Origin of the sequence: Cupriavidus numazuensis (assembly GCF_905397435.1) — a bacterium.
GTDB lineage: Bacteria > Pseudomonadota > Gammaproteobacteria > Burkholderiales > Burkholderiaceae > Cupriavidus > Cupriavidus numazuensis.
Genome location: NZ_CAJPVI010000019.1, coordinates 73,276 through 99,225, shown reverse-complemented (window position 1 = coordinate 99,225; position 25,950 = coordinate 73,276). Strand labels below are relative to the sequence as shown.

28 protein-coding genes are annotated in these 25,950 nt (G+C 65.7%); 7 read left to right on the top strand and 21 right to left on the bottom strand.

The features are described from left to right. Window positions 1–13: 13 nt before the first annotated feature. From kynA to kynB, 3 genes are read right to left on the bottom strand one after another with little or no spacing between them, the layout of a single operon-like run. Window positions 14–898 carry a tryptophan 2,3-dioxygenase gene (gene kynA, locus KHO41_RS16850; protein ID WP_211954414.1) on the bottom strand — a complete coding sequence of 295 codons (885 nt, stop codon included), beginning with the start codon at window positions 896–898 and terminating at the stop codon, window positions 14–16. 14 nt (window positions 899–912) lie between these two features. Beyond that, window positions 913–2,169: a kynureninase gene (gene kynU / locus KHO41_RS16845; RefSeq protein WP_211954413.1), complete on the bottom strand. Its 1,257-nt coding sequence runs from the start codon at window positions 2,167–2,169 to the stop codon at window positions 913–915. Window positions 2,170–2,200: 31 nt separating this feature from the next. Next, window positions 2,201–2,860: an arylformamidase gene (kynB, locus tag KHO41_RS16840; protein WP_211954412.1), complete on the bottom strand. Its 660-nt coding sequence runs from the start codon at window positions 2,858–2,860 to the stop codon at window positions 2,201–2,203. A 155-nt stretch (window positions 2,861–3,015) separates the two neighbouring features. On the opposite strand from kynB, the gene KHO41_RS16835 reads away from it, so the two are divergent. After that, complete coding sequence (locus tag KHO41_RS16835; protein WP_211954411.1) at window positions 3,016–3,504, top strand: Lrp/AsnC family transcriptional regulator; 489 nt, start codon at window positions 3,016–3,018, stop codon at window positions 3,502–3,504. Between the two features lie 26 nt (window positions 3,505–3,530). Here the strand turns inward: KHO41_RS16835 and KHO41_RS16830 are convergent, their stop codons facing one another. Next, complete coding sequence (locus KHO41_RS16830; protein WP_211954459.1) at window positions 3,531–4,091, bottom strand: flavin reductase family protein; 561 nt, start codon at window positions 4,089–4,091, stop codon at window positions 3,531–3,533. 284 nt (window positions 4,092–4,375) lie between these two features. Here KHO41_RS16830 and msrA point away from each other — a divergent pair, with 284 nt between their 5' ends. Then, window positions 4,376–4,918 carry a peptide-methionine (S)-S-oxide reductase MsrA gene (msrA, locus tag KHO41_RS16825; protein ID WP_211954410.1) on the top strand — a complete coding sequence of 181 codons (543 nt, stop codon included), beginning with the start codon at window positions 4,376–4,378 and terminating at the stop codon, window positions 4,916–4,918. An 18-nt stretch (window positions 4,919–4,936) separates the two neighbouring features. On the opposite strand, the gene KHO41_RS16820 is transcribed toward msrA, so the two are convergent. From KHO41_RS16820 to KHO41_RS16800, 5 genes are all read right to left on the bottom strand, one after another. Continuing rightward, window positions 4,937–5,995, bottom strand: a complete 1,059-nt coding sequence (locus KHO41_RS16820) for a DUF72 domain-containing protein (protein WP_211954409.1) — start codon at window positions 5,993–5,995, stop codon at window positions 4,937–4,939. Between the two features lie 5 nt (window positions 5,996–6,000). Beyond that, window positions 6,001–7,236, bottom strand: a complete 1,236-nt coding sequence (locus tag KHO41_RS16815) for an SAM-dependent methyltransferase (protein ID WP_211954408.1) — start codon at window positions 7,234–7,236, stop codon at window positions 6,001–6,003. Between the two features lie 204 nt (window positions 7,237–7,440). Continuing rightward, entirely contained in the window at window positions 7,441–8,079 is a 639-nt protein-coding gene (gene pdxH, locus KHO41_RS16810) for a pyridoxamine 5'-phosphate oxidase (protein ID WP_211954407.1), read from the bottom strand. An 84-nt stretch (window positions 8,080–8,163) separates the two neighbouring features. Then, window positions 8,164–9,369 (bottom strand): MFS transporter, encoded by a 1,206-nt coding sequence (locus tag KHO41_RS16805; protein WP_211954406.1) that lies wholly within the window; start codon window positions 9,367–9,369, stop codon window positions 8,164–8,166. Window positions 9,370–9,618: 249 nt separating this feature from the next. Beyond that, window positions 9,619–11,973, bottom strand: coding sequence for an AsmA family protein (locus KHO41_RS16800; RefSeq protein WP_211954405.1), 2,355 nt, complete (start codon window positions 11,971–11,973; stop codon window positions 9,619–9,621). Window positions 11,974–12,158: 185 nt separating this feature from the next. Here KHO41_RS16800 and tcdA point away from each other — a divergent pair, with 185 nt between their 5' ends. Further along, on the top strand, window positions 12,159–13,034 hold the full coding sequence (gene tcdA / locus KHO41_RS16795; RefSeq protein ID WP_244873868.1) for a tRNA cyclic N6-threonylcarbamoyladenosine(37) synthase TcdA: 876 nt from the start codon (window positions 12,159–12,161) through the stop codon (window positions 13,032–13,034). Here the strand turns inward: tcdA and KHO41_RS16790 are convergent. Further along, on the bottom strand, window positions 13,031–13,609 hold the full coding sequence (locus tag KHO41_RS16790) for an AAA family ATPase (protein ID WP_211954404.1): 579 nt from the start codon (window positions 13,607–13,609) through the stop codon (window positions 13,031–13,033). The genes tcdA and KHO41_RS16790 overlap by 4 nt on opposite strands. A 159-nt stretch (window positions 13,610–13,768) precedes the next feature. Here KHO41_RS16790 and KHO41_RS16785 point away from each other — a divergent pair, with 159 nt between their 5' ends. Further along, window positions 13,769–14,215: a bacteriohemerythrin gene (locus tag KHO41_RS16785; RefSeq protein ID WP_211954403.1), complete on the top strand. Its 447-nt coding sequence runs from the start codon at window positions 13,769–13,771 to the stop codon at window positions 14,213–14,215. Between the two features lies 1 nt (window position 14,216). Here KHO41_RS16785 and KHO41_RS16780 read toward each other — a convergent pair whose 3' ends face one another. Beyond that, window positions 14,217–14,600 (bottom strand): cupin domain-containing protein, encoded by a 384-nt coding sequence (locus KHO41_RS16780; protein WP_211954402.1) that lies wholly within the window; start codon window positions 14,598–14,600, stop codon window positions 14,217–14,219. 89 nt (window positions 14,601–14,689) lie between these two features. Then, on the bottom strand, window positions 14,690–15,535 hold the full coding sequence (gene trxA / locus KHO41_RS16775) for a thioredoxin (RefSeq protein ID WP_211954401.1): 846 nt from the start codon (window positions 15,533–15,535) through the stop codon (window positions 14,690–14,692). A gap of 209 nt (window positions 15,536–15,744) precedes the next feature. Between trxA and KHO41_RS16770 the strand changes: the two genes are divergently transcribed. Further along, window positions 15,745–17,460, top strand: a complete 1,716-nt coding sequence (locus tag KHO41_RS16770) for a long-chain fatty acid--CoA ligase (protein WP_211954400.1) — start codon at window positions 15,745–15,747, stop codon at window positions 17,458–17,460. A gap of 28 nt (window positions 17,461–17,488) precedes the next feature. Here the strand turns inward: KHO41_RS16770 and KHO41_RS16765 are convergent, their stop codons facing one another. Both KHO41_RS16765 and KHO41_RS16760 read right to left on the bottom strand, forming a co-directional pair. Next, on the bottom strand, window positions 17,489–18,289 hold the full coding sequence (locus tag KHO41_RS16765; protein WP_211954399.1) for an ankyrin repeat domain-containing protein: 801 nt from the start codon (window positions 18,287–18,289) through the stop codon (window positions 17,489–17,491). 16 nt (window positions 18,290–18,305) lie between these two features. After that, window positions 18,306–19,088, bottom strand: coding sequence for a gamma-glutamylcyclotransferase (locus tag KHO41_RS16760; protein WP_211954398.1), 783 nt, complete (start codon window positions 19,086–19,088; stop codon window positions 18,306–18,308). 215 nt (window positions 19,089–19,303) lie between these two features. Here KHO41_RS16760 and KHO41_RS16755 point away from each other — a divergent pair, with 215 nt between their 5' ends. Next, window positions 19,304–19,624, top strand: coding sequence for a hypothetical protein (locus tag KHO41_RS16755; protein ID WP_211954397.1), 321 nt, complete (start codon window positions 19,304–19,306; stop codon window positions 19,622–19,624). Window positions 19,625–19,685: 61 nt separating this feature from the next. Here KHO41_RS16755 and KHO41_RS16750 read toward each other — a convergent pair whose 3' ends face one another. From KHO41_RS16750 to KHO41_RS16720, 7 genes are all read right to left on the bottom strand, one after another. Beyond that, window positions 19,686–20,033, bottom strand: coding sequence for an FKBP-type peptidyl-prolyl cis-trans isomerase (locus KHO41_RS16750; protein ID WP_011297011.1), 348 nt, complete (start codon window positions 20,031–20,033; stop codon window positions 19,686–19,688). A gap of 71 nt (window positions 20,034–20,104) precedes the next feature. After that, on the bottom strand, window positions 20,105–20,653 hold the full coding sequence (locus KHO41_RS16745; protein WP_211954396.1) for a YaeQ family protein: 549 nt from the start codon (window positions 20,651–20,653) through the stop codon (window positions 20,105–20,107). Window positions 20,654–20,779: 126 nt separating this feature from the next. Continuing rightward, on the bottom strand, window positions 20,780–21,088 hold the full coding sequence (locus tag KHO41_RS16740; RefSeq protein WP_211954395.1) for a hypothetical protein: 309 nt from the start codon (window positions 21,086–21,088) through the stop codon (window positions 20,780–20,782). A gap of 113 nt (window positions 21,089–21,201) precedes the next feature. Then, window positions 21,202–21,789, bottom strand: coding sequence for a YceI family protein (locus tag KHO41_RS16735; RefSeq protein ID WP_211954394.1), 588 nt, complete (start codon window positions 21,787–21,789; stop codon window positions 21,202–21,204). A gap of 12 nt (window positions 21,790–21,801) precedes the next feature. Next, on the bottom strand, window positions 21,802–22,188 hold the full coding sequence (locus tag KHO41_RS16730; protein ID WP_211954393.1) for an MAPEG family protein: 387 nt from the start codon (window positions 22,186–22,188) through the stop codon (window positions 21,802–21,804). 63 nt (window positions 22,189–22,251) lie between these two features. Beyond that, a complete protein-coding gene (locus KHO41_RS16725; protein WP_211954392.1) occupies window positions 22,252–22,494 on the bottom strand; it encodes an RNA-binding S4 domain-containing protein in 243 nt (80 codons plus the stop codon). Further along, the gene (locus KHO41_RS16720; RefSeq protein ID WP_211954457.1) at window positions 22,494–24,254 is read right to left on the bottom strand and encodes a glutamine--tRNA ligase/YqeY domain fusion protein; all 1,761 of its coding nucleotides are present in this window, start codon (window positions 24,252–24,254) and stop codon (window positions 22,494–22,496) included. The genes KHO41_RS16725 and KHO41_RS16720 overlap by 1 nt, the downstream gene beginning before the upstream one ends. Window positions 24,255–24,508: 254 nt before the next feature. Here KHO41_RS16720 and KHO41_RS16715 point away from each other — a divergent pair, with 254 nt between their 5' ends. Then, window positions 24,509–25,948 (top strand): CoA transferase, encoded by a 1,440-nt coding sequence (locus KHO41_RS16715; RefSeq protein WP_211954391.1) that lies wholly within the window; start codon window positions 24,509–24,511, stop codon window positions 25,946–25,948. The last annotated feature ends 2 nt before the right edge of the window (window positions 25,949–25,950 follow it).

The following is a 25,950-nucleotide window of genomic DNA, read 5'->3' as shown; positions in this document are numbered from 1 at the left end:
TCGCACTGTTGGCTTAAAGGTCGGTACGCAGTTTCCACAGTTCCGGGAACAGCACCACGTCGAGCATCTTGCGCAGATAGCTGACGCCTTCGGTGCCGCCGGTACCGCGCTTGAAGCCGATCACGCGTTCGACCGTCGTCACATGGCGGAAGCGCCATTGGCGGAACGAGTCTTCCAGGTCGACAAACTTCTCGCCGAGTTCGTACAGTTCCCAATGCGCGTTGGGATTGCGGTAGACCTCGAGCCACGCCGCCTCGACCGAAGCGTTGTAGACGGTCGGCTGGCTCCAGTCGCGTTCCACACAGTCGGCGTCGATGGCAAAGCCGCGGCGCGCCATCAGGCGGATGGCCTCGTCGTAGAGCGACGGCGTCTTCAGCGCCGTTTCCACCAGTTCCAGGTGTTCCGGCCGGTGCGAATGCGGGCGCAGCATGGCCGCGTTCTTGTTGCCGAGGATGAACTCGATCTCGCGGTACTGGTACGACTGGAAGCCCGACGACATGCCGAGGTACGGCCGCATCGCCGAATACTCGGGCGGCGTCATCGTGGCCAGCACGTTCCACGCCTGCACAAGCTGGTCCATGATGCGCGACACGCGCGTCAGCATCTTGAAGGCGGGCGGCAGGACGTCTTCGCGCACCGATGCGCGCGCCGCGCGCAGCTCGTGCAGCATCAGCTTCATCCACAGCTCGGTGGTCTGGTGCTGCACGATGAAGAGCATCTCGTTGTGGTCGGGCGACAGCGGGTGCTGCGCGCTCAGGATCTGGTCGAGGCCCAGGTAGTCGCCGTAGCTCATGTCCCTGGCGAAGTCCATCTGCGCGCCATGCCAGTTGTCGCCCTGCTTGCCTTGCTCGCCTTGCCGTGCCGCGCCCGACATCGGGCATCCCTTGAATTCGCTCATGGTGGGGCTCCCGCTCAGGTCACGGCGCCGCGCGTATGGAAGCGCTCGGCCCGGTAGGTTTCGGTATCCAGCACGTCGCGCAGCGTTTCCACGGCGTCCCATACTTCGGTGAAGCTGGTGTACAGCGGCGTGAAGCCGAAGCGGATGATGCGCGGCTCGCGGTAATCGCCGATCACGCCGCGCTCGATCAGTGCCTGCATCACGGCATAGCCTTGCGGGTGTTCGAAGCTGACCTGGCTGCCGCGTCGTGCGTGCTCGCGCGGCGTGACCAGCGTGAGCGGGTGGTGGCCGCAACGCGATTCCACGAGCGCGATGAACAGGTCGGTGAGCTGCAGCGACTTGGCGCGCAGTGCCGTCATGTCGGTTTGCGCGTAGATGTCGAGCCCGCATTCGACCATTGCCATCGACGTGATCGGCTGCGTGCCGCACAGGAAACGGCGTACGCCTTCGACGGGGCGGTATTGCGGATCCATCGCGAACGGCGCGGCGTGGCCCCACCAGCCCGACAGCGGCTGCCAGAAGGCATCGCGCAGCGCCGGCGCGACCCAGACGAAGGCCGGCGAACCCGGGCCGCCGTTCAGGTACTTATAGGTGCAGCCGATCGCGTAGTCGGCCTTCGACGCGTTCAGCGCGACCGGCACGGCACCGGCCGAATGGCACAGGTCCCACACCGTCAGCGCGCCGCGCGCATGGGCGAGTTCGGTCAGCGCGGCCATGTCGAGCATCTCGCCGCTCTTGTAGTTCACGTGCGTGAGCATCAGCACGGCGGTGTCGGCGCCGACGGCGGCGTCGATCTCGGCGGGCGAGTTCACCAGGCGCAGCGAATAGCCTTGCTGCAGCAGATCCGCAAGGCCTTGGGCGATGTACAGGTCGGTCGGGAAATTGCTCGCTTCGGACACGATCACCTTGCGCGACGGATCGCGCGTGGCCTGCACGCGCAGCGCGGCGGCCAGCACCTTGAACAGGTTGATCGACGTGGTGTCGGTGACCACCACTTCGTTCTCGCCGGCGCCGACCAGCGGGGCCAGCATGTTGCCGAGGCGCTGGGGCAGCTCGAACCAGCCCGCGGTGTTCCAGCTGCGGATCAGGCCGGTGCCCCATTCCTCGCTGACGACTTCGGCGGCACGTGCCGCGGCAGCGCGCGGGCGGGCGCCGAGCGAATTGCCATCGAGATAGATCACGCCGTCAGGCAGCGCGAACTGGTCGCGCAACGCGCGCAGGGGGTCTTGCTGGTCGAGCAACAGGCATTGCTCGCGGGTCAGTGCGGTCATGTCGGAAAGAGGCAAAGGATTGCGGGGGTGTTCAGTCAAGGCTACGCAGCACGGCGCGTACCGGGCTGGCGTCGAGCCCGGCAAAGCGCAGCGGCAGCGCAATAAGTTCGTAGTCGCCTTCGGCGACGGCATCGAGCACCAGTCCTTCGAGGATGGCCAGCCCGTGGCGGCGCACGGCCTTGTGCGTGTCCATGGTCTTGGACTCCTGCGGGTCCAGCGACGGCGTGTCGATGCCGATCAGCTGCACGCCATGCGCGGCGAGCAGCGCAATGGTTTCGGGGGCGACGGCGCAGAAACCGGTGTCCCATTGATCGAGCGGCGCGCGTTCGTACGTGCGCAGCAGCACGCGCGTCGGCAGGTCGTTCAGCGCATGTTCCACATGATGTGGCGCGACGACCGGCGTGGCACCCACGCAATGGATCACGCGGCAACGGCCAAGGTAAGGTTCGAGGCCCACTTCGCCGATCGGCGCGCCGTCCGCGGCATAGTGCAGCGGCGCGTCGGCATGGGCGCCGGTATGCGGCGACAGCGTGATGCGGCCGACATTGACGGGACAATGCTCGTCCATCTGCCAGGCAGTTTCCTGCTGGAACGGCGTGTCGCCGGGCCACACGGGCGTGGCGGGGGAAAGCGGGGGGCTGATGTCCCACAGCTTGCGGCTGTCGGCGGGCGTGGCGGGGCGGTTTGTCATGTCTGCACGGCTGCCGCGGGGGCGGCGCCGATGTCGTCCTCGATGACGGCATGATAGTCAAAAAAACCGGCAAGAGGCTTGCGAAATCCACTGCTGAATGCTTTCGATTTCGCATAAAATTCGAATATCACTACGATATACGCGTAAATATTCGAATGACTCTTGATCCTATTGATTTGCGCATCCTTGAGTGCCTTCAGGAGCACGGCCGCATCAGCAATCAGGACCTGGCCGACCGCGTGGCACTGTCGCCGTCGGCGTGCTTGCGGCGAGTGCGGTTGCTGGAAGAATCAGGCGTAATCGGCGGCTACCGCGCGTGGTTCGACGCCGAGAAGCTGGGGCTGGAACTGGAGGCGATCGTGCAGGTGTCGATGCGGCACGACGTGGAGGGCTGGCACGACACCTTTATCGCGGCCGTGCAGGCGTGGCCGGAGGTGCTGTCGGCTTACATCATCACTGGCGACAGCAACTACATCCTGCGCGTGCAGGCGCGCAATCTGAAGCACTACTCGGATTTCATCGTGAACCGCCTGTACCGCACGCCGGGCGTGATGGATATCCGCTCCAACATCGTGCTGCAGCGGATCAAGACGGATAGCTCGCCGCTGGCCGTGCTGAAGGCGGCAGATCCGGCGGGAACCTGAAGAAGGGGCGGGGAGGCGGGCGGCGGTCAGCCTTCCAGCGGCGTCGTGGTCGAAAAGATGCCGTTCTGGAAAATCAGCGGCGGCTCGTGGTTTTCGAGCACGCCGCAGCGTTCGACTTCGCCGACAAAGATCACATGGTCGCCTTCGTCGTAGCGGCTGCGGTTGTGGCACTCGAACCAGGCCAGCGCATTGGCCAGGATCGGCAATCCGTTTTCCGACAGCCGGTAGTCCACGCCGGCGAAGCGGTCGCCCTTGAGCGTGGCGAAGCGCTTGCACAGGTCGAGCTGCGATGCCGACAGGACATTGACGATGTAGTGCGAGCCGTCGCGGAACATCGGCAGGCTGTTGGCGCGCGTTGCCATGCTCCACAGCACCAGCGGCGGATCGAGCGATACCGAATTGAACGAACTGGCCGTCATGCCGATGAACGGGGGCGCGCCGGCCGCCACGGATTCGTCACTCGCGCGCGTCGTAATGACGGTCACGCCGGTCGCGAACTGCGACAGCGTGCGGCGGAAATGCAATGCATCGAAATCCGGAGATGCGGCCTGGCCGGTCTCCCGCGGCAGGGCTTCAGGCATGCCCATCGCTGGGGCTCCACTGGCGGTCATGATGATTCATAGTTGGGGGTCGCGGCGACAGGGACAAGATCCGGATCAGGGCGGGGCGCGCCGGTATCGTGACGTGCAACGATGTGCCCTATCGGCGACGGATTCTTGAGAATTGTATCGGGTTTGGAAAGGCCCTGCGCCGGGGAGGCCGCAATCCTGCTCGCGCAATGGGGATAACCCGCCGGCAGAGTGCCTTATCTGCGCTTATGCTTAAGGCCAGTACATCGACACAACGCGTGAACCCCCGGGGAGCGGCGAACATGGAACATGGACTCGAGACGGCGACACTCGGCGGAGGATGCTTCTGGTGCCTGGAGGCGGTGTACCAGCAGGTCAATGGCGTGCGCGCCGTGGAATCGGGCTACACCGGCGGGCATGTGAGCCACCCAAGCTACCAGCAGGTTTCCGAAGGCGATACGGGCCATGCCGAAGTCGTCCGCGTGACGTTTGATCCGGCGGTCATCAACTATCGCGAGATCATCGAGATCTTCTTTGCGACCCATGACCCGACCACACTGAACCGGCAGGGCAACGACGTGGGCCCGCAATATCGGTCGATCATCTTCACGCACTCCGAAGCGCAGCGCGCCGTGGCCGAGTACGTCATGCGCGAACTGGTCGCCAACAAGGTCTTCGACGCACCCATCGTCACGCAGATCGAGCCGGAGCAGCCGTACTGGCGTGCCGAGGCGAGCCACCAGAACTATTTCCAGGAGCATCCGAGCCAGGGCTACTGCGCGTTCGTCATCTCGCCCAAGCTCGCCAAGTTCCGCGAGAGATTTGCCAGCAAGCTGCGCCGGTAGCGGCGCGGCAGCCTGCCTTTACAGGCGCGCGGCGATGGCCTCGGCCAGCCGTATGCACGTGAGCGGCGCGGAGCCTTCGGCCTTGTTGCTGATGATGACAGTCGCGCTCTGCCCGGCGCTCAGCGTGCGCACGACGAGATCGGCGATGGCATCACGGGTTTCGGGGTCTTCGTCGACGAGGCGGTTGAACGGCGCATAGATCGATTCGGCCACCTCGTAGGGCCGCCCGGCGTGCAGCATCCAGCGCAATACGAGCGGGCCTGGCGCTTCAGCGTCCATCAAGGCCTGGGCTGAAGCTTGCCGATGCACCGGCGGCAGCCGGTCGCGCGCCGACAGGCAGAAGCGCACGCCATAACGGCGCAGCAGCTTGATATAGCGCGGTGTCAGCAGGACCGGGTCGCGCATTTCCACGGCATAGCAGGCATGCGGCGTGATGGACGGATCGAGCGGCGGCAGCGCCGACAGGAAGCCGTCAAGCCGCTCGAGAAAAGCCGCGCCATCGTTCGCCAGGCTGCCCAACGGAGAAAGCTGGAACAGCAGCGGCCCGCACTTGGCACCGAGTCCGCTGGTGGCCGGCGTGATGAAATCGCGGATCGCGATCTCCGCATCGAGAAAGGCCGCATTGGCCAGCCGCCCGACGCCGTCCGAGCCGCGCAGCCACGCATCACAGACGCTGGCCGGCGCCTTCACCAGAAAGCGGAACTGTTCCGGTACCTGCGCCGCATAAGACAGGTAGTCCGCGAGCGGAATCGGGCCGTAGAAGCCGCGGTCAATGCCGGCTGCACGTAGTAGCGGATGTCGCGAATACGCAGCAAGGCCCTTGCGCGAAAGCAGGCTGTCGCTGTACTCGCCGTCATAGACCAAGCCATTCCAGCCGTTGTACGACCACGACGACGTGCCGAGATAGAGATTCGATGGCAGCCGCTTGGCCAGTTCATCAATGGCGGGATCCAGCCGGGCCGGCAGGACGGATTTGCCGCGGGGAGCTTGGTCTGGGCTCGATGCGCCGCCATCGGCGGCGCGCGCTGGTGGCGGCGAGGCTGGCGGAAGCAGCTCGCCGAACAGGTCTTCAGTCAATCCAGTCAATCGTTCTGGCCAATCGGGTGGTCGTAGATATAGCGGCGCGACCAGGGTATCGCGGACGATGACCTGCCCGCCTGGTGGCACACGACCTGGTAGATCGACATCTGGTCGGTGTCGAAGGCGTGTGCGCACCCGGCGAGATAGACGCGCCAGATGCGGTACTTCTTCTCGCCAACCATGTCTCGGATTGCGTCGGCGTGGGCCTCGAAGTTCTCCGCCCAGTGCCGCAGCGTCTGCGCATAATGGCGGCGCAACAGCTCCACGTCAAACGCTTCCAGTCCGCCTTCCTGCATGGTCTTCAGTACCAGGCCGATGTGCGGCAGCTCGCCCTGCGGAAAAACGTAGCGATCCATGAACTGGGAACCGTCCATCGGCGCATCGCTCGGGTCCGGCACCGTGATGCCATGGTTCATGGCGACGCCATGATCGGCCAGCAACTCGCGCATGCGGCCAAAATAGCCGGCCAGGTTCTTCTTGCCCACGTGCTCGAACATGCCGACGCTCGTGATGCGGTCGAAGGTGCCCGCGATGTCGCGGTAATCCTGCAGGCGGATTTCGATGCGGTCCGACAGGCCGGCGGCGCGGACGCGCTCGGTGGCGAGATCGAACTGGTTCTGCGACAGCGTGATGCCGACGCAGCGCGCACCGAACTTCTGCGCGGCGCGTATCACCAGCGCGCCCCAGCCGCAGCCGATGTCGAGCAGCGTCTGGTCCGGCAGCAGCCGGATCTTGGTCAGGATGTGGTCGATCTTCTTGCGCTGGGCGGTGGCCAGGTCTTCGTCGCCGTTCTCGAAGTACGCGCAGGAATAGACCATGTTCGGGTCCAGCCACTGGCTGTAGAACGCGTTGGACACATCATAGTGGTACTGGATCGCGTTCTTGTCTTCCTGCTTGGTGTGCGTGAAACGGTGGGCTACCTTGGCCAGCGCACCGCCCGCGCGCCGCTTGGCCGCCGCGGAGAAACGGTAACCCACGTCGATGATGTCCGTGAGCTTGCCGTCGAGGTCGATCTTTTCCTGGACATAGGCTTCGCCCAGATTGTCCAGACTTGGGGTAAGAAGCAGCGGCAGCGCGCCGGCTTCGCGCACCGTCAGGGTCACGTTCGGCTGGTCGAAACTGCCCAGCGGGTACTCGCTACCGTTCCACAGGCGTAGCTTGACGGGCAGGTTGGCATGCTCGCGCAGGTCGGCGATCCAGCTGTCCAGTTGCTTGTCGAGGGCTTGCTTGAAGAACATGCGCTTACCTCCTGTCGTTGCGGCACACGTGACGAACGAAGGCGCCAGGCGAAGACAGCAGAGCGGTAATTGCCCGGCGCAGCCCGGTCGCGATGGGACGCAATCAGCACACCGCGGGCATAGATTCCCGCAGTGTCTCGCTACGTCCTCAAAGCGACGCTTATCCCACTTTAGGACAATTCGCCGGCTTGTGCTGCGCACCGATCACGGCGACAGACGAACGATCTTCCAGCTACCGTCGGCTTCGACGCGGTACGCAATGCGGTCATGCAGTCGCGATGGCCGCCCTTGCCAGAATTCGAGCGCGGTCGGCACGACCCGGTAGCCGCCCCAGTGTGCAGGCCGCGGCGGGTTCTCGCCGAACTTCGCACGGTATTCGGATTCGCGCTGTTCGAGCACATCGCGGCCCGGCACTTCCCTGCTTTGTTCCGAAGCCCAGGCGCCGAGGCGCGAGCCAAGCGGGCGCGATGCGTAGTAAGCATCGCTCTCGTCGTCGGCAACTTTTTCAACGCGGCCTTCCACGCGCACCTGGCGCTCGAGCTGCACCCAGTGGAACAGCAGCGCGGCGCGCGGGTTGGCGGCCATGTCCAGTCCCTTGCGGCTTTCGTAGTTGGTAAAGAAGGTGAAGCCTTTCTCGTCCATGCCTTTAAGGAGCACGATGCGTGCCGACGGCTGGCCGTCGGCGCCGACGGTGGCCAGCGTCATCGCATTGGGCTCGGGCAGCTTGGCGGTCACGGCCTCGTCGAACCAGCGCTTGAACTGGGCGATGGGGTCGCCCGCCACGTCCGATTCGTTGAGGGAGCCCAGGACATAGGTACGGCGGAGGTCAGCGAGTTGGGTCATGTCGCAATCGATTGGAATCTGCCGGAAATCCGGCTGATTTGAGTATAGCGAATGCGTTGCAAGCCGCTTTTGTGTGCCGGCAAATCAATGCGTGGGCGGTGACAATTCCGCTGCGGCGACACGCGACTGCCGTCTGGAGTAGAGACCCGCCATACCCATGGCACCCGCCATCGACAGGAAGATAGGCAACATGCCCAACGCCGTACCGACGACGCCAAACGTGAGCGGCCACACAACCTGGCTGGTATTGAGCACCGCCGAACGCAGTCCCAGCGCCTCGCCCGCCCGGCCGCTTGGCGAGGCGGTGTGCAGGATGTTCATGACATTGGGCTGTGCGCTGCCGAGCGCGAGCCCCAGGACGAAGGCCAGGCCACACATCATCCAGAAATGCGTAACGAACGGGTAGATCAGGTAGGCCGATGCGCCCACCATCAGCGCGACACGGATGATCTTCCACTCTGACAGCCGCCGAGATACCAGCGGCATGGCTACGCGGATCGCGAACGTGGCGATCGCGAATGCGCCCAGTACCCAGCCAATTGACGATGGCGACAGGCCGATGCGCGAACCCTGGATCGGGATCAGGAACGCATGCAGGTCCCACGCGGCCGACAGCACCGCGCTTGCGACGAAGACCGCGCGCAGTTCCGGATACTGCAGCAGGTCCAGCGTGGAGCGCCGGCTGCCGTCTTCCATGGCGATGCGCCCTGCATTGCCGCCTTGTGCCGGCAGGCGTGGACGCACCCATTGCAGCCCGGCCTGGCCGACCAGGGCGACCGCTACCAGCACCAGGAAGGCTGGCCGGAAGCCCGCATGTTCGATCACATAGCCCATCACCACCGGGCCAAGCGTGCCGGATACCGACAGCCCGAGCGCGTGCAGCGTGTAGTTGCGCAGCCGGGTGTCATTGGTGGAGACCTGTCCGATCAGCAACTGCATGGCCACCTGGACCAGCATGAACCCGACGCCGATCAGCGCGCACGAAAAGTACAGTGCGGCAATCTCGTGCCACACCGCCGGCAGCAACGTGCCCCCCACGACCATCAGCGAGCCCGCCGTCATCGGCTTGCGCGGGCCGATCTCGTCAATGCGCTTGCCCGCGCGAATCGCGAGCAGCATCGGCAGCAGCGCGTACAGCGACATCAGCAGGCCGAGCGTGAGCGTCGAGGCCTTCAGGGAAATGGCAAACAGGGACACCACCACGCGGCTGGCATTGAACGCCACGTGATTGCACACCGTCAGCGCGATCAGCCAGCTGATCGGCGGGACGGCGGCATGGGGCAGCGTCATGGGGGCGGGCGGCGAATTCGGTTTTTGTTGCCGGAGTACGACGGACAACAAAAAAACAAGGGCGGCCAGAGGCCGCACCTTTGGAAGGGCGCCGTCGCCGGCACCCGGAGTGTGCCATTTGTTTGATACATCTTGTAAATGGCCATTTAATTATGCGCCGCGCGTGGGCACAGCACAACGGCCAAAGACGTTGACCGGTCAATTTATGCACAAGTGTTGTGAATTTGCAGCGCCGGTCCGGCGGCAAGATCAACCGCCCCGATAGAGCTCGGCATCCGTGGGTGGTCGGTTGGCGGGTGCGGCAGGCGGGCGTGCCGGGCGACCGCCCTGCGCCTGTCGAGACTGTGGCGACTGCGGGGATGGCTGCGCTTGCTGTGCCTGTTGCGCCTGCTTCGCCTGCTGGGCCGCACTCGGATGCTCCGGGTTGCGCAGTTCGGCGGCAACCGCGCTGGCCGCGCCGGGCGCCTTCGGGTCACGATAGGTCTTGCCTGGCGGCGGCGCGGTCGGCTGCTTGTGCAGTTCCGCCAGCAGGCGGCCGCAGTGGTTTTCCTTTGACGACGACAGGTCGACCAGTGGTACCACGGCCGTGGCCACGGGCGCGACCAGCGCGAGCGCGAGCGCGCCGCCGGCGCGCAGGGCCAGCACGCCGACATCGGGGCTCACGCGCGGCTTCTTCAGCGTGCCGCCGACATAGAGCGGCGAGCGCAGCGAAAAGATTCGCACGCCCTTCGAATCCGGGTGGATCGTCATGGCCAGCTTTTCGCTGTTGAGGTCGACCGCACCCTCGGCGGTGATCTCGGCGTCCTGCGTGTCGAGCACGAAGGTGCGCGCCCGCGCGATGCCGTTGGTGAACGCGAAGTCGCTGACACCGCAGTTGATTTGCACAGGCTTGTCGCCGAACAGCTTGGAGATGATCACGCTACCGACGTTGAGGCCCGCGGCCTCCAGCAGGAACTTGCTGACGGTGCCGTTTTCGACGAGCAGCTTGGCCTCGCCGTTGGACGATGCCAGCAACGCGCCCACCGAATTGCCGGCCGCCGACAGCTTGGCGCTGCCGTTGATCTCGCCGATGCTGGCCCGCATCGACTCCACCGTCGGGAACAGCTGCTTGAGCTTGAGGTGGTGCGCGTGCATGTCGATGATGGCGCCCATCGGCTCGCGCTTGCCGTCGAGCCGGATGGTGGAGACCAGGTCGCCGCCAGCGACGCCGAAATTGAGCGGATCCAGCAGCAGGACCGCATCCCGCAGTTTCAGATGTGTCACCAGGTCGGTGATCGGCAACCGTTCGTCGCGGATGATGCGCTTGCCGGTGAAGCGGACATCGGCGTCGATCCTGTCCCAGCGCTCGGTCCGGAACGGCGCCACCGGCAGCGCCTTGTCGGCGGGCTGGCGCACATTGCTATCCGGCGCAGCCTTGCCCGGCTTCGCGTCGGCGCCGATCAGCGGTGCCAGGTCCACGAAGCGCAGCTCCTTGGAAACGAGCTCACCGGCGAGAAGCGGCCGCGGTACGCGCTGCGTAAAGGTCAGTGTGCCGCTCAGGTCGCTGCCGCCGACCCTGCCCGTGAAACCGCGGTACGCATAGACCGATGCGCCCTTTTTAATCGTCGCCACCAGCCGGCCACGCGTTTCGTACGGCGGCGTGGAAGGCAGCACGATCCCCGTGAGCGCGTAGAGCTTGGCCATGCTGTCGCCCTGCAGGTGCAGGTGAACATCCAGGGCCGCGAGGTGTGCGGGGTCGGTCAGCGTGCCTTCGATGACCGCCCGGGTTGCGCCGACGCGTACGTCGGCCAGCAGCGGGAAGGGCACGTTCACATTGCGCAGGCTCAGTACATTGCCGGCCTTGCCGCTGGCGTTGATGCTCGCCTCGTTGTAGCGGCCATTGGCTTTCCAGCGCAGGCCATACCGCTGGTTGCCGGCTACGGCGTTGGCTGGCGGTCCCGACGCGGACGGCGCGCTGGCGGCAACCGGCGCCGACTCGCTGGCTGGCGCGGAGGCGTCTGGCGTGACCAGCGCGCCATCGCGTGCCTTCTCGTACAGCGCGCCGTCTCCGATCGTATCGACCGTCGCTTGCAGCTCGATCTTCTGCGCCTCGTCGGACAAGGCGAGATTGCCGCGCGCGAGCACGACTTCGCCGATGTCGAGATGCCAGTGCGACTTGCCCGTCTTCGGACCGGTGTCGAATGTCCAGTTGTTGCGATTGTCGGCCAGTCGTTCCAGCCATACGGCGGGACTGTCGATCACGATGGTTGGCACCGCGATCTCACGGGTCAGCAGCGGTATCGGGCGCAGCACGAAGATTAGTTCGCGCACGGTGGCGAGGTTCGGCGATTTGGTCCAGTCGGGATTGCCGATGGTGATGTCGCGCGCCGAAAGCCGGGGCCAGGGCACCAGCGTGTGCCAGCCGGTTTCCCCTTCGGCCGTGCGCCAGGTGACGGTGAGGTCACCATTGATCGCGAACGGCCGGCCAATGGCATCCGACACGCGCTCGTTGAGCCAGGGCTTCAGGCGGTTCCAGTCGAAGGTCAGGATCAGGATGACCAGCAGGGCAATCAACAGGATCGGCGTGAGCACTGTCCAGAGAATGACCTTGCGGCGCACCGGCATGGGTTGTCTCCTGTGGGGCTGCACACCGCTGCGGAGCATGCGGCGGACGGGGCACTAGGTCTATTGTATAGTTGCGCGCTTCGCTTACCTGTCGGGGAATGGCTGACAGAGCAGCGCGCGTGGTCCTATTCCGCATGCACGTGGCTGCACGTTTTTTCGCCCGATTTCCCAGTCTGACCGCCAGCATGAACGACGCTGCTTCCTCATTGCCCCCCCTGCCGGATCTGCCCGAACCGCTGACCCACGAAAGCCCGGCCGATGACGACTATCACCGCCGTTTCGGCGGTGTCGCCAGGCTCTACGGCAACGCCGGGCTCGCGCGGCTCGAGGCCGCCAGCATTTGTGTGGTGGGCATCGGCGGCGTCGGAAGCTGGGCGGCAGAGGCGCTGGCGCGCAATGCCGTCGGCCGCATCACGCTGATTGACCTCGATCATATCGCGCTGTCCAACACCAACCGGCAGATCCATGCACTTGGCGATGCCTACGGCCGCGCCAAGGTGGAGGCCATGGCAGATCGCATCATGGCGATCAACCCGCGCTGTCGCGTCACGCAGGTCGATGACTTCGTCACGACGGACAACGTGGCCGAACTGCTCGGCGTCGGCCACGACTACGTGATCGACGCCATTGACGCAGTGCGCGTCAAGACCGCCATGCTGGGCTGGGCGCGCGGCCACGGCATGCCGATCATCACCTGCGGCGGTGCCGGCGGGCAGTTTGACCCGACGCGCGTGCGCATCGATGATCTGGCCCGTACGATCCAGGACCCTCTGCTGTCCAAGGTCCGTGGGAACCTGCGCCGGGACTGGGGCTTCCCACGCGACCCGAAGAAGAAATTCGGCATCGCCGCGGTCTATTCGGACGAGCCGCTGCAATATCCCGAACCCGAACAGCAGGCCTGCGAGATCGACGAAGCGCCGCCGGCCGCGGCGGTGGCGCCTGCATCCGGGCCGCAAGGGCTGGCCTGCGCGGGCTTCGGATCCTCGGTGGCGGTGACAGCGGTGTTCGGGTTCGTCGCGGCTTCCGCCGTGATCGGCGCGATTGCCAGAGGAAAGCCCTAAGCGCTCAATGCGCGCAGCAGCGCGTCGGTCTCGGCCTGCTCGGGTGCAAGATTGTTGAAGTAGATGAGTTCTGGATACTCGGCCGGGTCTGGCATGAAGCGGCGCGTGCGGTAGGCGTCCCAGTGCGCGAGCTTGTAGGCGTCATTGGGGTTGCCGCGGCGGATGATGCGCGCGTGCGCTTCATCTTCAGGCAGGTGCACCCACACGATGCGGACCGTGGTTCCGGCGGGCATGTGGAGCCACGCGGGATCATGGAGTTGATGGGCCTTGATCTCGCGCGACAGCGGCCCGACGACCAGTACGCTGATGCCCAGCGCCAGATTCTCGCGCGCCGTGTCAAGCAGGCCCTGGTATTCGGGGTCACGCAGGTTGTCCAGGTAGGCAGGGCTGTCCCGGTCGTTCGGATCGCCGGTGATGGCAGCCATGGCGGCGGCGCTGTAGCGGCCATACAGCGTGTCCTTGTCGAGCAGGCAGAACGGCTCGCCGGTCGCCTGCATCAGCGGGCCGATCAGGCGATGCGCCAGGGTGGATTTGCCGGTACCGGCGTGGCCGCAGAAGAAGATCAGTCGTGGCATCGGGGAGGCCTTGGCTCAGGGGTGCCGCTGGTGGCGGCGCAGTATCAAGCATAACCGCTCGCGCGTCCCGGGCGGATTTGAGCGAAATCAGATGCCAGGCCATCGATTTCGGTATCCTTTCCGTTTCATTCCATGCCGCCCGCCGCGCCAGCCCCTTCCATGGATTCCCAAGACCAGCTTTCTTCCGACGGCCTGCCTTCCAACCTGCATCTGGGCGAACCGGTCACCGACGCCACGCATGCGGAATTCGTGCAGTTGCTCGCAGCCGTCGCAGGTGCCGATGACGCCGGTTTCCTCGCGGCCATGGACGAATGGATCGATCACACGCGCCATCACTTCGCCCAGGAAGAATCCTGGATGGAGGCGATGGGGTTTGGTCCGCGCCACTGCCATGCCGGCGAGCACCAGCAGGTATTGGCCGTGGCCAAGGCGGTGCGCGACAAGGTCGCCAGCGACGGGGAACTGGAACTGGGTCGCCGCCTGGCGGCCGAGCTGTCGGGCTGGTTCGACCACCACGTCAAGTCCATGGACGCGATGATGGTCGAGCACATGCAGAAGAACGGCTTCACGCTGGTCGAGGGTCCTGCCGACCAGCCGGCAGCCTGATTCAGGCTGGCTGCGCAGCCTCGCGGTCGATCACGACGAAGTACTTGCGCACAGGCTCCAGCACTTCAAACAGGCCGGTGAATCCTGCCGGAATCACGCAAGCATCGCCCGGCCCGAACTCGCTGGCCGCGCCGGCATCGTCGCTGATGCGGATGCGGCCGCTGATCACGTGGAAGAACTCCTCCTTGCCGGCCGGGAAGGCAATGCGCCAGGCGCCCGGCTCGCAGGCCCAGATGCCGCAATCGAAATCGCCGCGCTGGGCACTGTAGTGCGTCCAGGTGGTGCGGTCGGGGCTGCCCGCGACGAGCCGGTCCGGGCGCGGACGGTCGTGGGTGGGGGCAGGCGCGGCGGCTTGGAAATCGATCAGTCGCACGGAAGCGGTCATGGCGGGAATATCTGGCGGATGCTGGAAATCAGGCCGCCAGTTTACCGTGCCATTGCCGTGCCATGGTCCGCGTGCCTCAGCCGTGTGCTTCAGTTGAGCGAGGTGCTGAGCTGACGGCGCCAGCGCGACACCACGTCGGGGTGGTCGCCCAGCATGTCGAATACCGAGAGCATGGTCTTGCGGCCAACATCGTCCTCAAAGCCGCGGTCCGTGCGCACGATCGCCAGTAACTGATCGAGCGCAGGTTCGTACTGCTGGCGCGCGATCAGCAGGCGGGCAAGGTCAAGCCGGGCCGGCAGGTCGCGTGGGTCGGCCGCGATGCGGCTCGTCAGCGTTTGCTCGTCCGGCAGGTCGCTCACGCCCTTCATCGCTTCCACGCGCGTGCGCAGCGCGGCATAGGCGTCTTCCTGCGCGGCTTGCGGGGAGAGCTTGCCGAATTCCGCTTCGGCATCGGCCAGCGCATTGCCGTCGAGCAGGAAGCTGATGTAGGCGAAACGCGCGGCGTCGGAACCCGGATCCAGCGCCAGTGCTGACTGGAAGGCATCGCCGGCAGCCTGACGGTCGCCAGCGGCCGCCAGCGTCTGGGCCTCGTGCAGCGCCAGTTGCGCGGGGTCCGGCGTGAGCCGTGACAGGAATTCGCGCAGGCCCGATTCTGGCAGCACGCCGATGAACTGGTCCACTGCCTGACCGTCCGCGAACGCCACCACGTGGGGAATGCTGCGCACGCCGAAGTGGGCGGCCAGTTCCTGGTTCTCGTCCACGTTCACCTTGACCAGCTTCCACTGGCCGTCGGCCTCCGCCTCCAGTTTTTCCAGCATTGGCCCCAGTGTGCGGCAGGGGCCGCACCACGGCGCCCAGAAATCCACGAGCACCGGTGCCTGGCGCGAGGCCTCGATCACTTCCGGTTCGAAATTCTGCAGGGTGACATCGCTCATGGCGGCAAGCCTGTCTGGCAGGCATCGAGTTCTGGAATAGAACGATTGTGAGGGCAAGGGCGCCAATTGCAATCGCCGCACATATCAATCGCCGCATATATCCATTGCGGGATTCGGGAAAGCTACCGATTGAAAATAGAACGATCGTTCGGTTATAGTGATTGACACCCTTACACAGGTCGCCCAAAGACCGCACAGGAGACTCTTCGATGCAGAACCCCGCTCGCCCGCATTTCCAGTTCTGGCCAAAGCGCGTGCCGACTTCGATCGTGCTGCCCGAGACTTCGCTCTGGTACAACCTGGAAGTTTCCGCGCACCGCTATGCGGACAAGGCGGCCATTCGCTATTTCGGCAAGGCTGTCACGTTCCGCGAGCTGGAGGCGCAGGCGACCGCGCTGGCGGGTTGGCTGCAACAGAAGGCCGGCGTGAAGAAGGGCGATCGCGTGCTGCTGTACATGCAGAACTGCCCGCAGTTCATCATCAGCTACTACGCGATCCTGCGTGCGGACGCCGTGGTGGTGCCGGTTAATCCGATGAACCGCGTCGAAGAGTTCAAGCACTACGTCACCGACGCCGGCGCGCGCGTGGCCATCTGCACCGCGGACCTGGCGGTGGGCGTCGAGCAGGCGCAGTCCGAACTGGCGCCGGCCGATCGCCTGCAGCACCTGCTGGCAACCCAGTATTCGGATGCGTTGCCGGCCACCCACGAACACCCGGAAGATGCACCTGCTGCCTGGCTGACCACGCAGCATCCGCTGCCCGCCGGCGCCACGCCGTGGGCCGAGGCGCTTGGCGCTGGCCTGCAGCCGGGCCCGCACACGGCAGGTCCCGAGGACCTGGCGGTGATGCCTTACACGTCCGGCACCACCGGCTTCCCCAAAGGCTGCATCCATACGCACCGCTCGGTGATGCACAACATCGTGGGCGGCGCGACGTGGTCGGGCAGCGGCGCGGAATCGGTGATCCTGTCGGTGCTGCCGCTGTTCCATGTGACCGGCATGCAGTACGGCATGAACGGCCCGATCTACAGCGGCGCCACGGTCGTGATGCTGCCGCGCTGGGATCGCGAAGTGGCTGGCCGCCTGATCTCGCGCTACCAGGTCACGCACTGGACCAACATCCCGACGATGGTGATCGATTTCCTGGCGAGCCCGAACCTCGCGGAGTTCGACATGTCGAGCCTGCGCTATATCGGCGGTGGCGGCGCGGCCATGCCGCAGGCCATTGCCGAGCGGCTGCGCGACCAGTTCGGGCTGAACTACCTGGAAGGCTACGGGCTGTCCGAGACCATGGCGCCGACGCACAGCAACCCGGCCGACCGCCCGAAGCTGCAGTGCCTGGGCGTGCCGACCTTCAACACCGACGCACGCGTGGTCGACCCGGTCACGCTCAAGGAGCTGCCGCCCAACGAAGTCGGCGAAATCATCGTGTCCGGCCCGCAGGTGTTCAAGGGCTACTGGGGCAAGGAAGACGCGACGCGCGACGCCTTTATCGAGTTCGAGGGCAAGACTTTCTTCCGTACGGGTGACCTTGGGCGCATGGACGAAGAGGGCTACTACTTCATCACCGACCGCCTCAAGCGCATGATCAATGCGTCCGGCTTCAAGGTGTGGCCGGCCGAAGTCGAGAACCTGCTGTACAAGCATCCGGACGTGCAGGAAGCGTGCATCATCGGCACGCGCGACGCGTATCGCGGCGAGACCGTGAAGGCGGTCGTTGTGCTGCGCGCGCACGCCAAGGGCAAGACCACAGCCGAGGAGATTGTCGACTGGGCCAAGGAAAACATGGCCGCCTACAAGTACCCGCGTGTGGTGGAGTTCGTCGATGCGCTGCCCAAGTCCGGTACGGGCAAGGTCATGTGGCGTCAGCTGCAGGAGTCTGAAAACGCGCGCAGTGCGAGCGCACAGAAACCCGCGGCAGCCTGACGCAGTCGTCGGTCAGCGTGTCCGCGAATCAATGCCCGCGGGCACGCATCAGGATTTTCACCATCGACTTGTAGCCGCGCTCGCGCGCATGGCGCGTGGGCGTCACGCCTTCACGGTCGGCAAGGTTGGCGTCGGCGCCGGCGTCGATCAGCAGCTGCACGATCTCGTCATAGCGCGTACCGCCGTCGCCGAGGATCACGGCTTCCAGCAGCGCCGTCCAGCCAAGCTGGTTGACGTGGTCGACGGCAATGCCTTTCTGCAGCAGCAGCTTCACCACTTCCACATTGCCGTGCTGGCTGGCCGCGATCAGGGCCGTGCCGTCGTAGCGGTCGGTACTGGTCAGGTCCGCCCCATGCGACAGCGCCAGCCGCACCACATCGACCTGTCCCGTAGCCGCCGCGAGCAGGAATGGGCTGTTGGACTCGGTGTCCTTGCGGTTGACGTCGGCGCCGGCCATGATCAGCGTCCTCGAAACGTCGCCGCGACGGCTATAGACGGCTGCGAGCAGGGCGCTGCGGCCGCGCTCATCCACCGCCTGAGCCGAGGCGCCGGCCGCGAGCAGCCGGTTGACCAGTTCGAGGTCGCCAGCCGAGGCGGCGGTGAACAGGTTGCGGTCCAGTGCGCTGATGCCTTCCGAACGAGCCGGCACGTGCGCGCTGTCGCCACGCAGTCCCCGTGGCGATCCGGCCGGGTCCGATGTTCCCGCGGGACGTGCCGCCAGGGTCTGGTTGCCCTGGCCGGCCAGCAGCGCCCCGCAGGTCAGCAACCCCATCAATCCCAGCATCTCGGAGAGTGCCTGGCGGCGGGTGCGGAGAACGGGGCGCGTCATGGCGTTCGCTCCTGGTTCAGACGGTCTCGTGCGGGCTGGCCGGCTGGGACAGCGGTGCGTCGCTGGTATCGGTCCCGGCAGGATGCGCGAGCCCGCCATGGCTGCGGGCAGCGTCGGCGGCGTCATGGGCCTGGAGCTGGCGCCACAGGCGGCCGAGATAGGGATCATCAACGCCATTGGTGGCCAGGCCCAGCAGCGTCTGCTGCAGATATTCGCGCGCAGGACCGTAAAGGCCGACAGCATGGCGCAACCGTTCGACCACGCTGGCATCGGGCAGGCGCCCGGCATAGCCTTCGTGCTCGCGGTTCATGACGAAGGCGAGCGCACGTTGCTCCGGGCCGTCCGGCTCGGCAGTGGTGCGGACGCGCAGCCAGCGCGGATGATAGGCGCCGGTCAGCATCTCGCGGCGCCACAGCAGCCGGAATTCCTGTTCGACCATATGGCTCGGAATGCGGAACACCATGCCGTGGCAACAGCCGCCGCGATCCAGTCCCAGGACCAGACCGGGGTTGTCCAAGGTGCCGCGGTTGATGCGCGAGTACAGGTAGAAGCCGCGATGGTAGCCGTGCACAGTGGCACGCTGGCGCTCGGTGTGCACCACCATCGGGTTCCAGATCAGGGAACCGTAGCCGAATACCCAGACATCGCCGTTGAGCGCGCCATCGTCGGGCCGGCTCGCCAGCGCATCGCGAAGCGTTTGCTCGAACGCGTGCTCGGGCAACAGGGCGGACGCGATCGGCGTGCTGCACAGCGAGGTGCGCAGCCGGTCCGTTTCGAGATCCTGTCGGGTGATGGCCATGCTGCCAGCATAATGCAAAGCAGGGCAACGGGCAGGGGCCGCAAGCGGCACGACCGCCATATTTCGTCGCTGGCGGGCAACGGTGTGGGCGCCGGGCAACGGTCAGGCGGTCATTGGCGCTTTGTCCGCGATCAGGCCACCCTAGGTTCGCACTGGCTCTGGCTGCCACCTTGTCCTTACAATGGCAGCATTATCCCGACCTTGGAGAACCGGCAATGGCGCGTACGCTTACGGTGGTGTTCGGCGGTGGCAAGGAGTTCGAATTCACGATCAGTCAGGCCGAACTGGCATCGATCGCAGAGGACGCAGCGTGGCGCTGGTTCGACAAGGAATATACGGACCTCGACTGCCAGGCTTCGAGCCCTGTCGGCAAGGTGCTCGTGATCGACAAGATCCTGAACGTCGCGAAATTCTCGGGGGAGTCGCGCTTTACCGGCGATACCGCCTGGGCGCAGGACTACGCACGCCACGCGGCGCGCCTGCTGGACCGCGACAAGGTCCGCGTCGATGTCGGCAATGCCGCCATCGGCTTCTGAGCCGATTTCCGGGCCAGAGTAAAGCGAAGCGGGCAGTGCCCGCTTCGCCATGAGCGTCAGGTCAGACGCCCAGCAGTTCCACTTCGAACAGCAGCGTGGCGTTCGGCGGAATCACGCCGCCGGCGCCGCGCGCACCGTAGCCCAGGTCGGCCGGGATCACCAGGCGGCGCACGCCGCCAACCTTCATGCCCTGCACGCCTTCATCCCAGCCGCGGATGACATGGCCGGCGCCCAGCGGAAACACGAACGGATCGTTGCGATCCTTGCTCGAGTCGAACTTGCGGCCGGCCTGGCCGTTTTCGTACAGCCAGCCGGTGTAGTGCACGGTCACGTGCTTGCCGGCAACGGCTTCGGCGCCGGAGCCGACGGTGGTGTCTTCGTACTGCAGGCCAGATGGGGTCGTTTGCATGGTGTTATTCCTTCCGGTTGGTGCAAAAAAATGCAGTTGGATCGGGGCGGGGCAGGTCGATGCCGTCCTGCTCAGCCTGCGGCGCGCTGGAGTACGTCCAGCGTCAGTTGCACATTGCGGTCGTCGTCGCTGACCCAGATTTCGCCATCCTGGATCGTCACGGACAGGCGCATGGCGCGTTGCGCGAGCGCCGCCAACGCGTCGACGGCGTCAGTCGGCACATTGTAGACGGTCACGTTGCGCAGCTTGCCTGCCTTGCCAGCCATGCCCTTCCACCATTCGCGCGCGCTGGCGCCGTTGTAGGCATAGACCGTGACACGCTCGGCGCGCGCGGCCGCGCGCTTGAGCCGCGATTCGTCGGGCTGGCCGAGTTCCACCCAGTGGACGATGTCGCCGGTCAGGCTCTTCTCCCACAGGTCCGGTTCGTCCGGTTCATCCAGGCCACGGGTGAAGGCGAGGGTTTCGCTGGCCTCGCAGGCGAAGGCAAGCAGCCGCACCATCATGCGCGCATCGTTCTCGGACGGATGCTGGGCGATGGTCAGGGCATGGCTGCCATAGTAGGGCCGGTCCATGTCGGACACGGACAGTTCGGCTTTGAAGATCGTGGATTTGAGCGCCATGGGGGAAAGCGTGAGGCACGCGTCATGCGACGCGAAAGGCCGCATCATACGTGATTCGGGCCGCCGGACATATGGCCGGCGCCGGCCCAGGCGCGAGCAGGCTGGCGCGAGGCCAGCCACAGGACGTCAGCGTTTGCGGTATTCGCTGAGATAGAAGCGCAGCAGCGCCGACATCAGGACGGTGCTCAGGAAGGCAGCCGCCACGACCATGGCATTCCCGGCCGGGCTGTCGAGCTGGCCCGCCGTCGTCAGGCGGAACAGCCAGGTGCCGACCGTCATGGCCAGGAACGGCAGCAGCAGTGCGCCGCGGCCATAGGTTTGCACGGCCCAGAGCGGGAAGCGACGCAGGAAATCAGCGGGGATGGCGCACAGCAGGCACGCGCCGGACGCGGCCAGTGCGGCGGCCACGATGTCGCCGGAGTGGATATCGATCATTGTCTGTCTCGCATCGCCGGGCGCAGGATGGGGACGCGACGCGGCAGGCAATTGTGGGAAAGCAAACCACTAATTTTACAAAAGAATCGTGCGGCAAAGGTGATCAGATGCCGTCACGGAGCCACCGAATCCGACGGCATCGCCTCGACAGAGATCTGTAGCGTCACGTTGTCGCCGACTTCAGGCAGGAAGCGCGTCATGCCAAATGCACTGCGGGTCACGGTGGCGTGGAAGTCACCGCCACAGACCTTGCGGCGGATGCCGAACAGCGAGATCTCGCCGCAGCTGAAGCGGTCGGCTTCCAGCCTGAGCGGCCGCGTCGTGCCCAGCAGGGTCAGCTCGCCTTCGACCGCCACCAGCTTGCCGTTTTCCACAACGAACCGGTCGGCCCGCAATCTGGCGACCGGCGCATTGGCGGCATCGAAGAATTGTGGTGAACGCAGCACGCCGTCGAGGCTGCGATTGCCGGTGTCGACCGAAGCCGTGTCCACGGTGAAGTCAATGCCGCCCGCGCCGCTTGCGGGGTCGTAGACGATTCGCCCGTCGATCTTGCCGAACCTTCCGCGTACCGTGGTGCGGTCAAAGTGGCTCGCAGCGAAGTAGACGGTCGTGTGCGTCGGGTCGACGGTGTACGAAACGGGGGCGGCGCCTGCCGCGCCACCGAAGGCAGCCAGCAGCCACGCAAGGCATCGCAAACGCATGGCCGGTCGCTCCTAGTTATGCACGAAGACCGGCAGCAGGAAAATGCCGATCGCCGACAGGTAACCGATGGTCCAGCACAGCGAGCGCAGCGTCGCGCGGTCGGTCAGGTAGCACACCGTGTAGAGCACGCGCGCGATGACGAAAACGATTGCCAGCTCGTTGATGCGTGCCTGCGGAGCCTGCAGGAAGCTCGCGGTCAGCACTGCGGCGGCAAAGAACGGAAATGCCTCGAAATGGTTCCGGTGTGCCATGTCGGCACGGCGCGCGCGGCCGCTCTGGCGCTCCAGCCAGCCGCGCGGATCGTGGTTGTCGAAGGCCTTGCCGCCACCCTTGGCAATGGCCACGGTCAAGATCGGCAGGACGCCTGCCACCAGGACACACCAGAATGCGATCGGCATCGTTTCGTCCTTCCGTGAAGCAGTATTCTTCCCGGTGGCCGCGCCGCTGCCGCACATCGGCAATCAGGCGGCGACCACCCGGATGTCGATGCCGGCCAGGCTGACCACCTGGCCGACGCGGATTTTCGCAGTCTTGCGTGATTCGGGTGCGCCGTCCACCGAGACTTCGCCGGCGGCGACCAGCGCCTTGCCGGCGCCGCCGCTGTCGCACACGCCGGCGAGCTTGAGCAGGTCATTGAGCGCGATGAACTCGCCTTCGAGCTCGAACGTGATGACCTGCACGTTGGACTTGCCTGCCTTTGCCATCACTTGCCCCAGCTGTCCTTCAACCCGACGATGCGGTTGAAGACCGGCTTGCCCGGCTGCGAATCGTTGCGATCGGCGACGAAGTAGCCGTGGCGCTCGAACTGGAAGCGGTCTTCCGGCTTGGCGTCGCGCAGGCTCGGTTCCAGATAGGCGGTGATCACCTTCTTCGAATCCGGGTTCAGCGCTTCCAGGAAGTTCTTGCCGCCGGCATCCGGGTTCGGGTCGTTGAACAGGCGGTCGTACAGGCGCACTTCGCACTCGTAGGCCGCTGCCGCGCTGACCCAATGGATCACGCCCTTGACCTTGACGCTGTCCGCGCCCGGCGTACCGCTCTTGGTGTCGGGCAGGTAGTTGGCATGCACGGCGATGACGTTGCCGTCAGCGTCCTTGTCTACGCCGGTGCACTCGATCACGTAGCCGTACTTCAGGCGTACCTTGTTGCCCGGGAACAGGCGGAAATAGCCCTTCGGCGGGGTCTCGTTGAAGTCCTCGCGCTCGATCCACAGCTCGCGCGAGATCGGGAACACGCGCTTGCCCAGTTCCGGCTTCTTCGGGTGGACCGGCGCCGAGCATTCCTCGGTCTGGCCTTCGGGGTAGTTGTCGAGGATCAGCTTGAGCGGGTCGAGCACGGCCACGCCGCGCGCTGCGCGGGCGTCCAGGTCGTCGCGCACGGAGCCTTCGAGCGTGCTCATGTCGATCCAGCTGTCGGCCTTGGCCACGCCCACGCGGTCGCAGAACAGCTGGATCGATTCCGGCGTATAGCCGCGGCGGCGGATACCGACGATGGTCGGCATGCGCGGATCGTCCCAGCCGTCCACGCGTTGTTCGTCCACCAGTTGCTTGAGCTTGCGCTTGCTGGTGATTGCGTAGGTCAGGTTCAGGCGCGCGAATTCATACTGGTGCGGCAGCGGATCGCGGAACACGCCGCAGTCGCGCAGGTGTTCCAGTACCCAGTCGTACAGCGGGCGATTGTTCTCGAACTCGAGCGTGCACAGCGAATGCGAGATGTTTTCGATCGCATCCGAAATGCAGTGCGTGAAGTCGTACATCGGGTAGATGCACCACTTGTCGCCGGTACGGTGATGGTGCGCATGGCGGATGCGGTAGATCACCGGATCGCGCATGACGATGTTCGGCGCGGTCATGTCGATCTTCGCGCGCAGCACGTGCTCGCCGTCCTTGTACTTGCCGTCGCGCATGTCGCGGAACAGCTGCAGGTTTTCCTCGACGCTGCGGTCACGGAACGGCGACGGCTTGCCCGGCTCCGAGAAATTGCCGCGGTTGGCGGCGATCTGCTCGGCGCTCTGGCTGTCGACATAGGCGGCGCCGCGTTCGATCAGCTTCTCCGCAAATGCGTAGAGCTGGTCGAAGTAGTCGCTCGCATAGTGCAGGTGCGGCTGGCCGCCCGGGGTCTTGTTGTCCCAGGAAAAGCCGAGCCAGTGCACCGCGTCGATGATCGAATCGACGTATTCGGTATCTTCCTTGACCGGATTGGTATCGTCGAAGCGCAGGTGGCAGCGGCCGCCGTAGTCGCGCGCGAGGCCGAAGTTCAGGCAGATGCTCTTGGCATGGCCGATGTGCAGGTAGCCGTTGGGCTCCGGCGGAAAACGGGTAATGACGGTCGGCAGCGGCTCGCCCTGGCTGTCCTGGCGGCCGGCGTAGGTGCCGGCGGCGAGATCCTGGTCGATGATGCTCCGCAGGAAGTTGGAGACTGCGGGCGAGGCGGGTGTGCTGTCGGTGGGCTTGTTGTCGTGGCTCATGGTGGCGCCGGCTGGCGGCTGGATGGACCGCTTGGTCTTCAGTGTTGCGTGGCGGATTGCCAATTTCATGATTTTACCGTGCCAGCGGCGCCACTCGGCAGGAGCACGTTGGATTTGTGCCCGCTTTTGTCCATGGCGGCACCCGGCTGGCGTGGCGGGGTCACGGAAAGTGACGTCCGGGGGTAGCATGTAGGGCGAACGTTCACCGGCCGGCTGGCTTCGCGCCACCCGGCATCTTTTCGGGGTTTGCCGCCATGACTGCCAGTCTCGATACCGCTACGGTTCCCGCCGCGCCGGCCAGTGTTGTCTCTGCCTTGTGGCAGGGCGCCGGGTTGCCCGCCGAAGCGCTGGATCACCTTGTCCTCACGGGCGACGAGCCGGTGCTGCCGTCCAGCTTTGCCGTGGGTGCCGCGGCACAGGCGAGCCTGGCGGCCTCGGCCCTGGCCGCCGCCGCGCTTTGGCACCAGCGTACCGGCCGCTGGCAGCAGGTCGGCGTGGAGATGCGCCATGCCATCACCGAATTCCGCAGCGAGCGCTACCTGCGCGTGGACGGCGGCCCGGCGTCGGAACTGTGGGACAAGATCGCCGGCGTCTACCGCTGCGGCGATGGCCGCTGGGTTCGCCTGCATACCAATTTCCCGCATCACCGTGATGGCGTCCTGCGGCTGCTGGGCTGCGCTCACGACAAGGCTGCGGTCCAGGCGGCGCTTGGCAAGTGGGAAGCCGAAGCGTTCGAGGCCACGGCCTCCGACGCCGGCCTGGTCGTCGCCGCTATGCGCAGCTTCGACGAATGGGATCGGCACCCGCAGGCCGAAGCGCTGCGCGGGTTGCCGCCGGTGACGCTCGAGCGGATCGGCGAAGCGCCGCCGCAGCCGTTGCCCGTGCTGCCTTCGGCCGAAGGCCGGCCGCTTTCCGGCGTCCGCGTTCTCGATTTCACGCGAATCATCGCGGGGCCGGTGGCGGGGCGGACCCTGGCCGCGCATGGCGCCGACGTGCTGCTGGTCACGGCAGCGCACCTGCCTGCGATCGCCCCGCTGGTGATCGACACCGGCCGCGGCAAGCGCAACTGCGAACTCGACCTGCGCGACCCCGACGACAAGCGCACGCTGCACAAACTGCTGCACGGCGCCGATGTGATGGTGCAGGGCTATCGGCCCGGCGGGCTGGCTGAACTCGGAGTCGGCCCGGAAGCGGCCGCGCGTGCCCGGCCCGGAATCGTCTATGTGTCGCTAAGTGCCTATGGCCATGTCGGGCCGTGGTCAGGCAAGCGGGGGTTCGACTCGCTGGTGCAGACGGCCACAGGGTTCAACCATGCGGAAGCGCAGGCGGCCGGGGAGGATGTCCCGCATCCCTTGCCGGCGCAGGTACTCGACCATGCGGCCGGTTATCTGCTCGCGTTTGGCGCCATGGCGGCGCTGCATCGTCGCGCCACTGAGGGCGGTAGCTGGCACGTGCGCGTGTCGCTGGCGCAGGTCGGGCAGTGGCTGCGGAGTTTGGGCCGTGTGCCGGATGGACTGCAGGCACCGGAGCAGAAGATCGACGACGTCGCCGACCTGCTGGAGGTACTGCCGTCAGGCTTCGGCATGCTGACCGTGGTGCGCCACGCCGCGCAACTGTCGGAGACGCCGGCGCACTGGGCGCTGCCCTCCGAGCCGCTGGGCACACACGCGCCCGAGTGGCTGCCGCGCGGCTGAAA

Coding starts and splice junctions, on each gene's coding strand:
- kynU (WP_211954413.1), bottom strand. CDS start 2,169: ATGACCGCACTGACCCGCGAGCAATGCCTGTTGCTCGACCAGCAAGAC.
- kynA (WP_211954414.1), bottom strand. CDS start 898: ATGAGCGAATTCAAGGGATGCCCGATGTCGGGCGCGGCACGGCAAGGC.
- KHO41_RS16830 (WP_211954459.1), bottom strand. CDS start 4,091: ATGGGCATGCCTGAAGCCCTGCCGCGGGAGACCGGCCAGGCCGCATCT.
- KHO41_RS16720 (WP_211954457.1), bottom strand. CDS start 24,254: ATGAGCCACGACAACAAGCCCACCGACAGCACACCCGCCTCGCCCGCA.
- kynB (WP_211954412.1), bottom strand. CDS start 2,860: ATGACAAACCGCCCCGCCACGCCCGCCGACAGCCGCAAGCTGTGGGAC.
- KHO41_RS16785 (WP_211954403.1), top strand. CDS start 13,769: ATGGATTCCCAAGACCAGCTTTCTTCCGACGGCCTGCCTTCCAACCTG.
- trxA (WP_211954401.1), bottom strand. CDS start 15,535: ATGAGCGATGTCACCCTGCAGAATTTCGAACCGGAAGTGATCGAGGCC.
- msrA (WP_211954410.1), top strand. CDS start 4,376: ATGGAACATGGACTCGAGACGGCGACACTCGGCGGAGGATGCTTCTGG.
- KHO41_RS16735 (WP_211954394.1), bottom strand. CDS start 21,789: ATGCGTTTGCGATGCCTTGCGTGGCTGCTGGCTGCCTTCGGTGGCGCG.
- KHO41_RS16790 (WP_211954404.1), bottom strand. CDS start 13,609: ATGCCACGACTGATCTTCTTCTGCGGCCACGCCGGTACCGGCAAATCC.
- KHO41_RS16770 (WP_211954400.1), top strand. CDS start 15,745: ATGCAGAACCCCGCTCGCCCGCATTTCCAGTTCTGGCCAAAGCGCGTG.
- KHO41_RS16745 (WP_211954396.1), bottom strand. CDS start 20,653: ATGGCGCTCAAATCCACGATCTTCAAAGCCGAACTGTCCGTGTCCGAC.
- KHO41_RS16815 (WP_211954408.1), bottom strand. CDS start 7,236: ATGTTCTTCAAGCAAGCCCTCGACAAGCAACTGGACAGCTGGATCGCC.
- KHO41_RS16755 (WP_211954397.1), top strand. CDS start 19,304: ATGGCGCGTACGCTTACGGTGGTGTTCGGCGGTGGCAAGGAGTTCGAA.
- KHO41_RS16740 (WP_211954395.1), bottom strand. CDS start 21,088: ATGATCGATATCCACTCCGGCGACATCGTGGCCGCCGCACTGGCCGCG.
- KHO41_RS16760 (WP_211954398.1), bottom strand. CDS start 19,088: ATGGCCATCACCCGACAGGATCTCGAAACGGACCGGCTGCGCACCTCG.
- KHO41_RS16780 (WP_211954402.1), bottom strand. CDS start 14,600: ATGACCGCTTCCGTGCGACTGATCGATTTCCAAGCCGCCGCGCCTGCC.
- tcdA (WP_244873868.1), top strand. CDS start 12,159: ATGAACGACGCTGCTTCCTCATTGCCCCCCCTGCCGGATCTGCCCGAA.
- KHO41_RS16750 (WP_011297011.1), bottom strand. CDS start 20,033: ATGCAAACGACCCCATCTGGCCTGCAGTACGAAGACACCACCGTCGGC.
- KHO41_RS16805 (WP_211954406.1), bottom strand. CDS start 9,369: ATGACGCTGCCCCATGCCGCCGTCCCGCCGATCAGCTGGCTGATCGCG.
- KHO41_RS16835 (WP_211954411.1), top strand. CDS start 3,016: ATGACTCTTGATCCTATTGATTTGCGCATCCTTGAGTGCCTTCAGGAG.
- KHO41_RS16765 (WP_211954399.1), bottom strand. CDS start 18,289: ATGACGCGCCCCGTTCTCCGCACCCGCCGCCAGGCACTCTCCGAGATG.
- KHO41_RS16800 (WP_211954405.1), bottom strand. CDS start 11,973: ATGCCGGTGCGCCGCAAGGTCATTCTCTGGACAGTGCTCACGCCGATC.
- pdxH (WP_211954407.1), bottom strand. CDS start 8,079: ATGACCCAACTCGCTGACCTCCGCCGTACCTATGTCCTGGGCTCCCTC.
- KHO41_RS16725 (WP_211954392.1), bottom strand. CDS start 22,494: ATGGCAAAGGCAGGCAAGTCCAACGTGCAGGTCATCACGTTCGAGCTC.
- KHO41_RS16715 (WP_211954391.1), top strand. CDS start 24,509: ATGACTGCCAGTCTCGATACCGCTACGGTTCCCGCCGCGCCGGCCAGT.
- KHO41_RS16730 (WP_211954393.1), bottom strand. CDS start 22,188: ATGCCGATCGCATTCTGGTGTGTCCTGGTGGCAGGCGTCCTGCCGATC.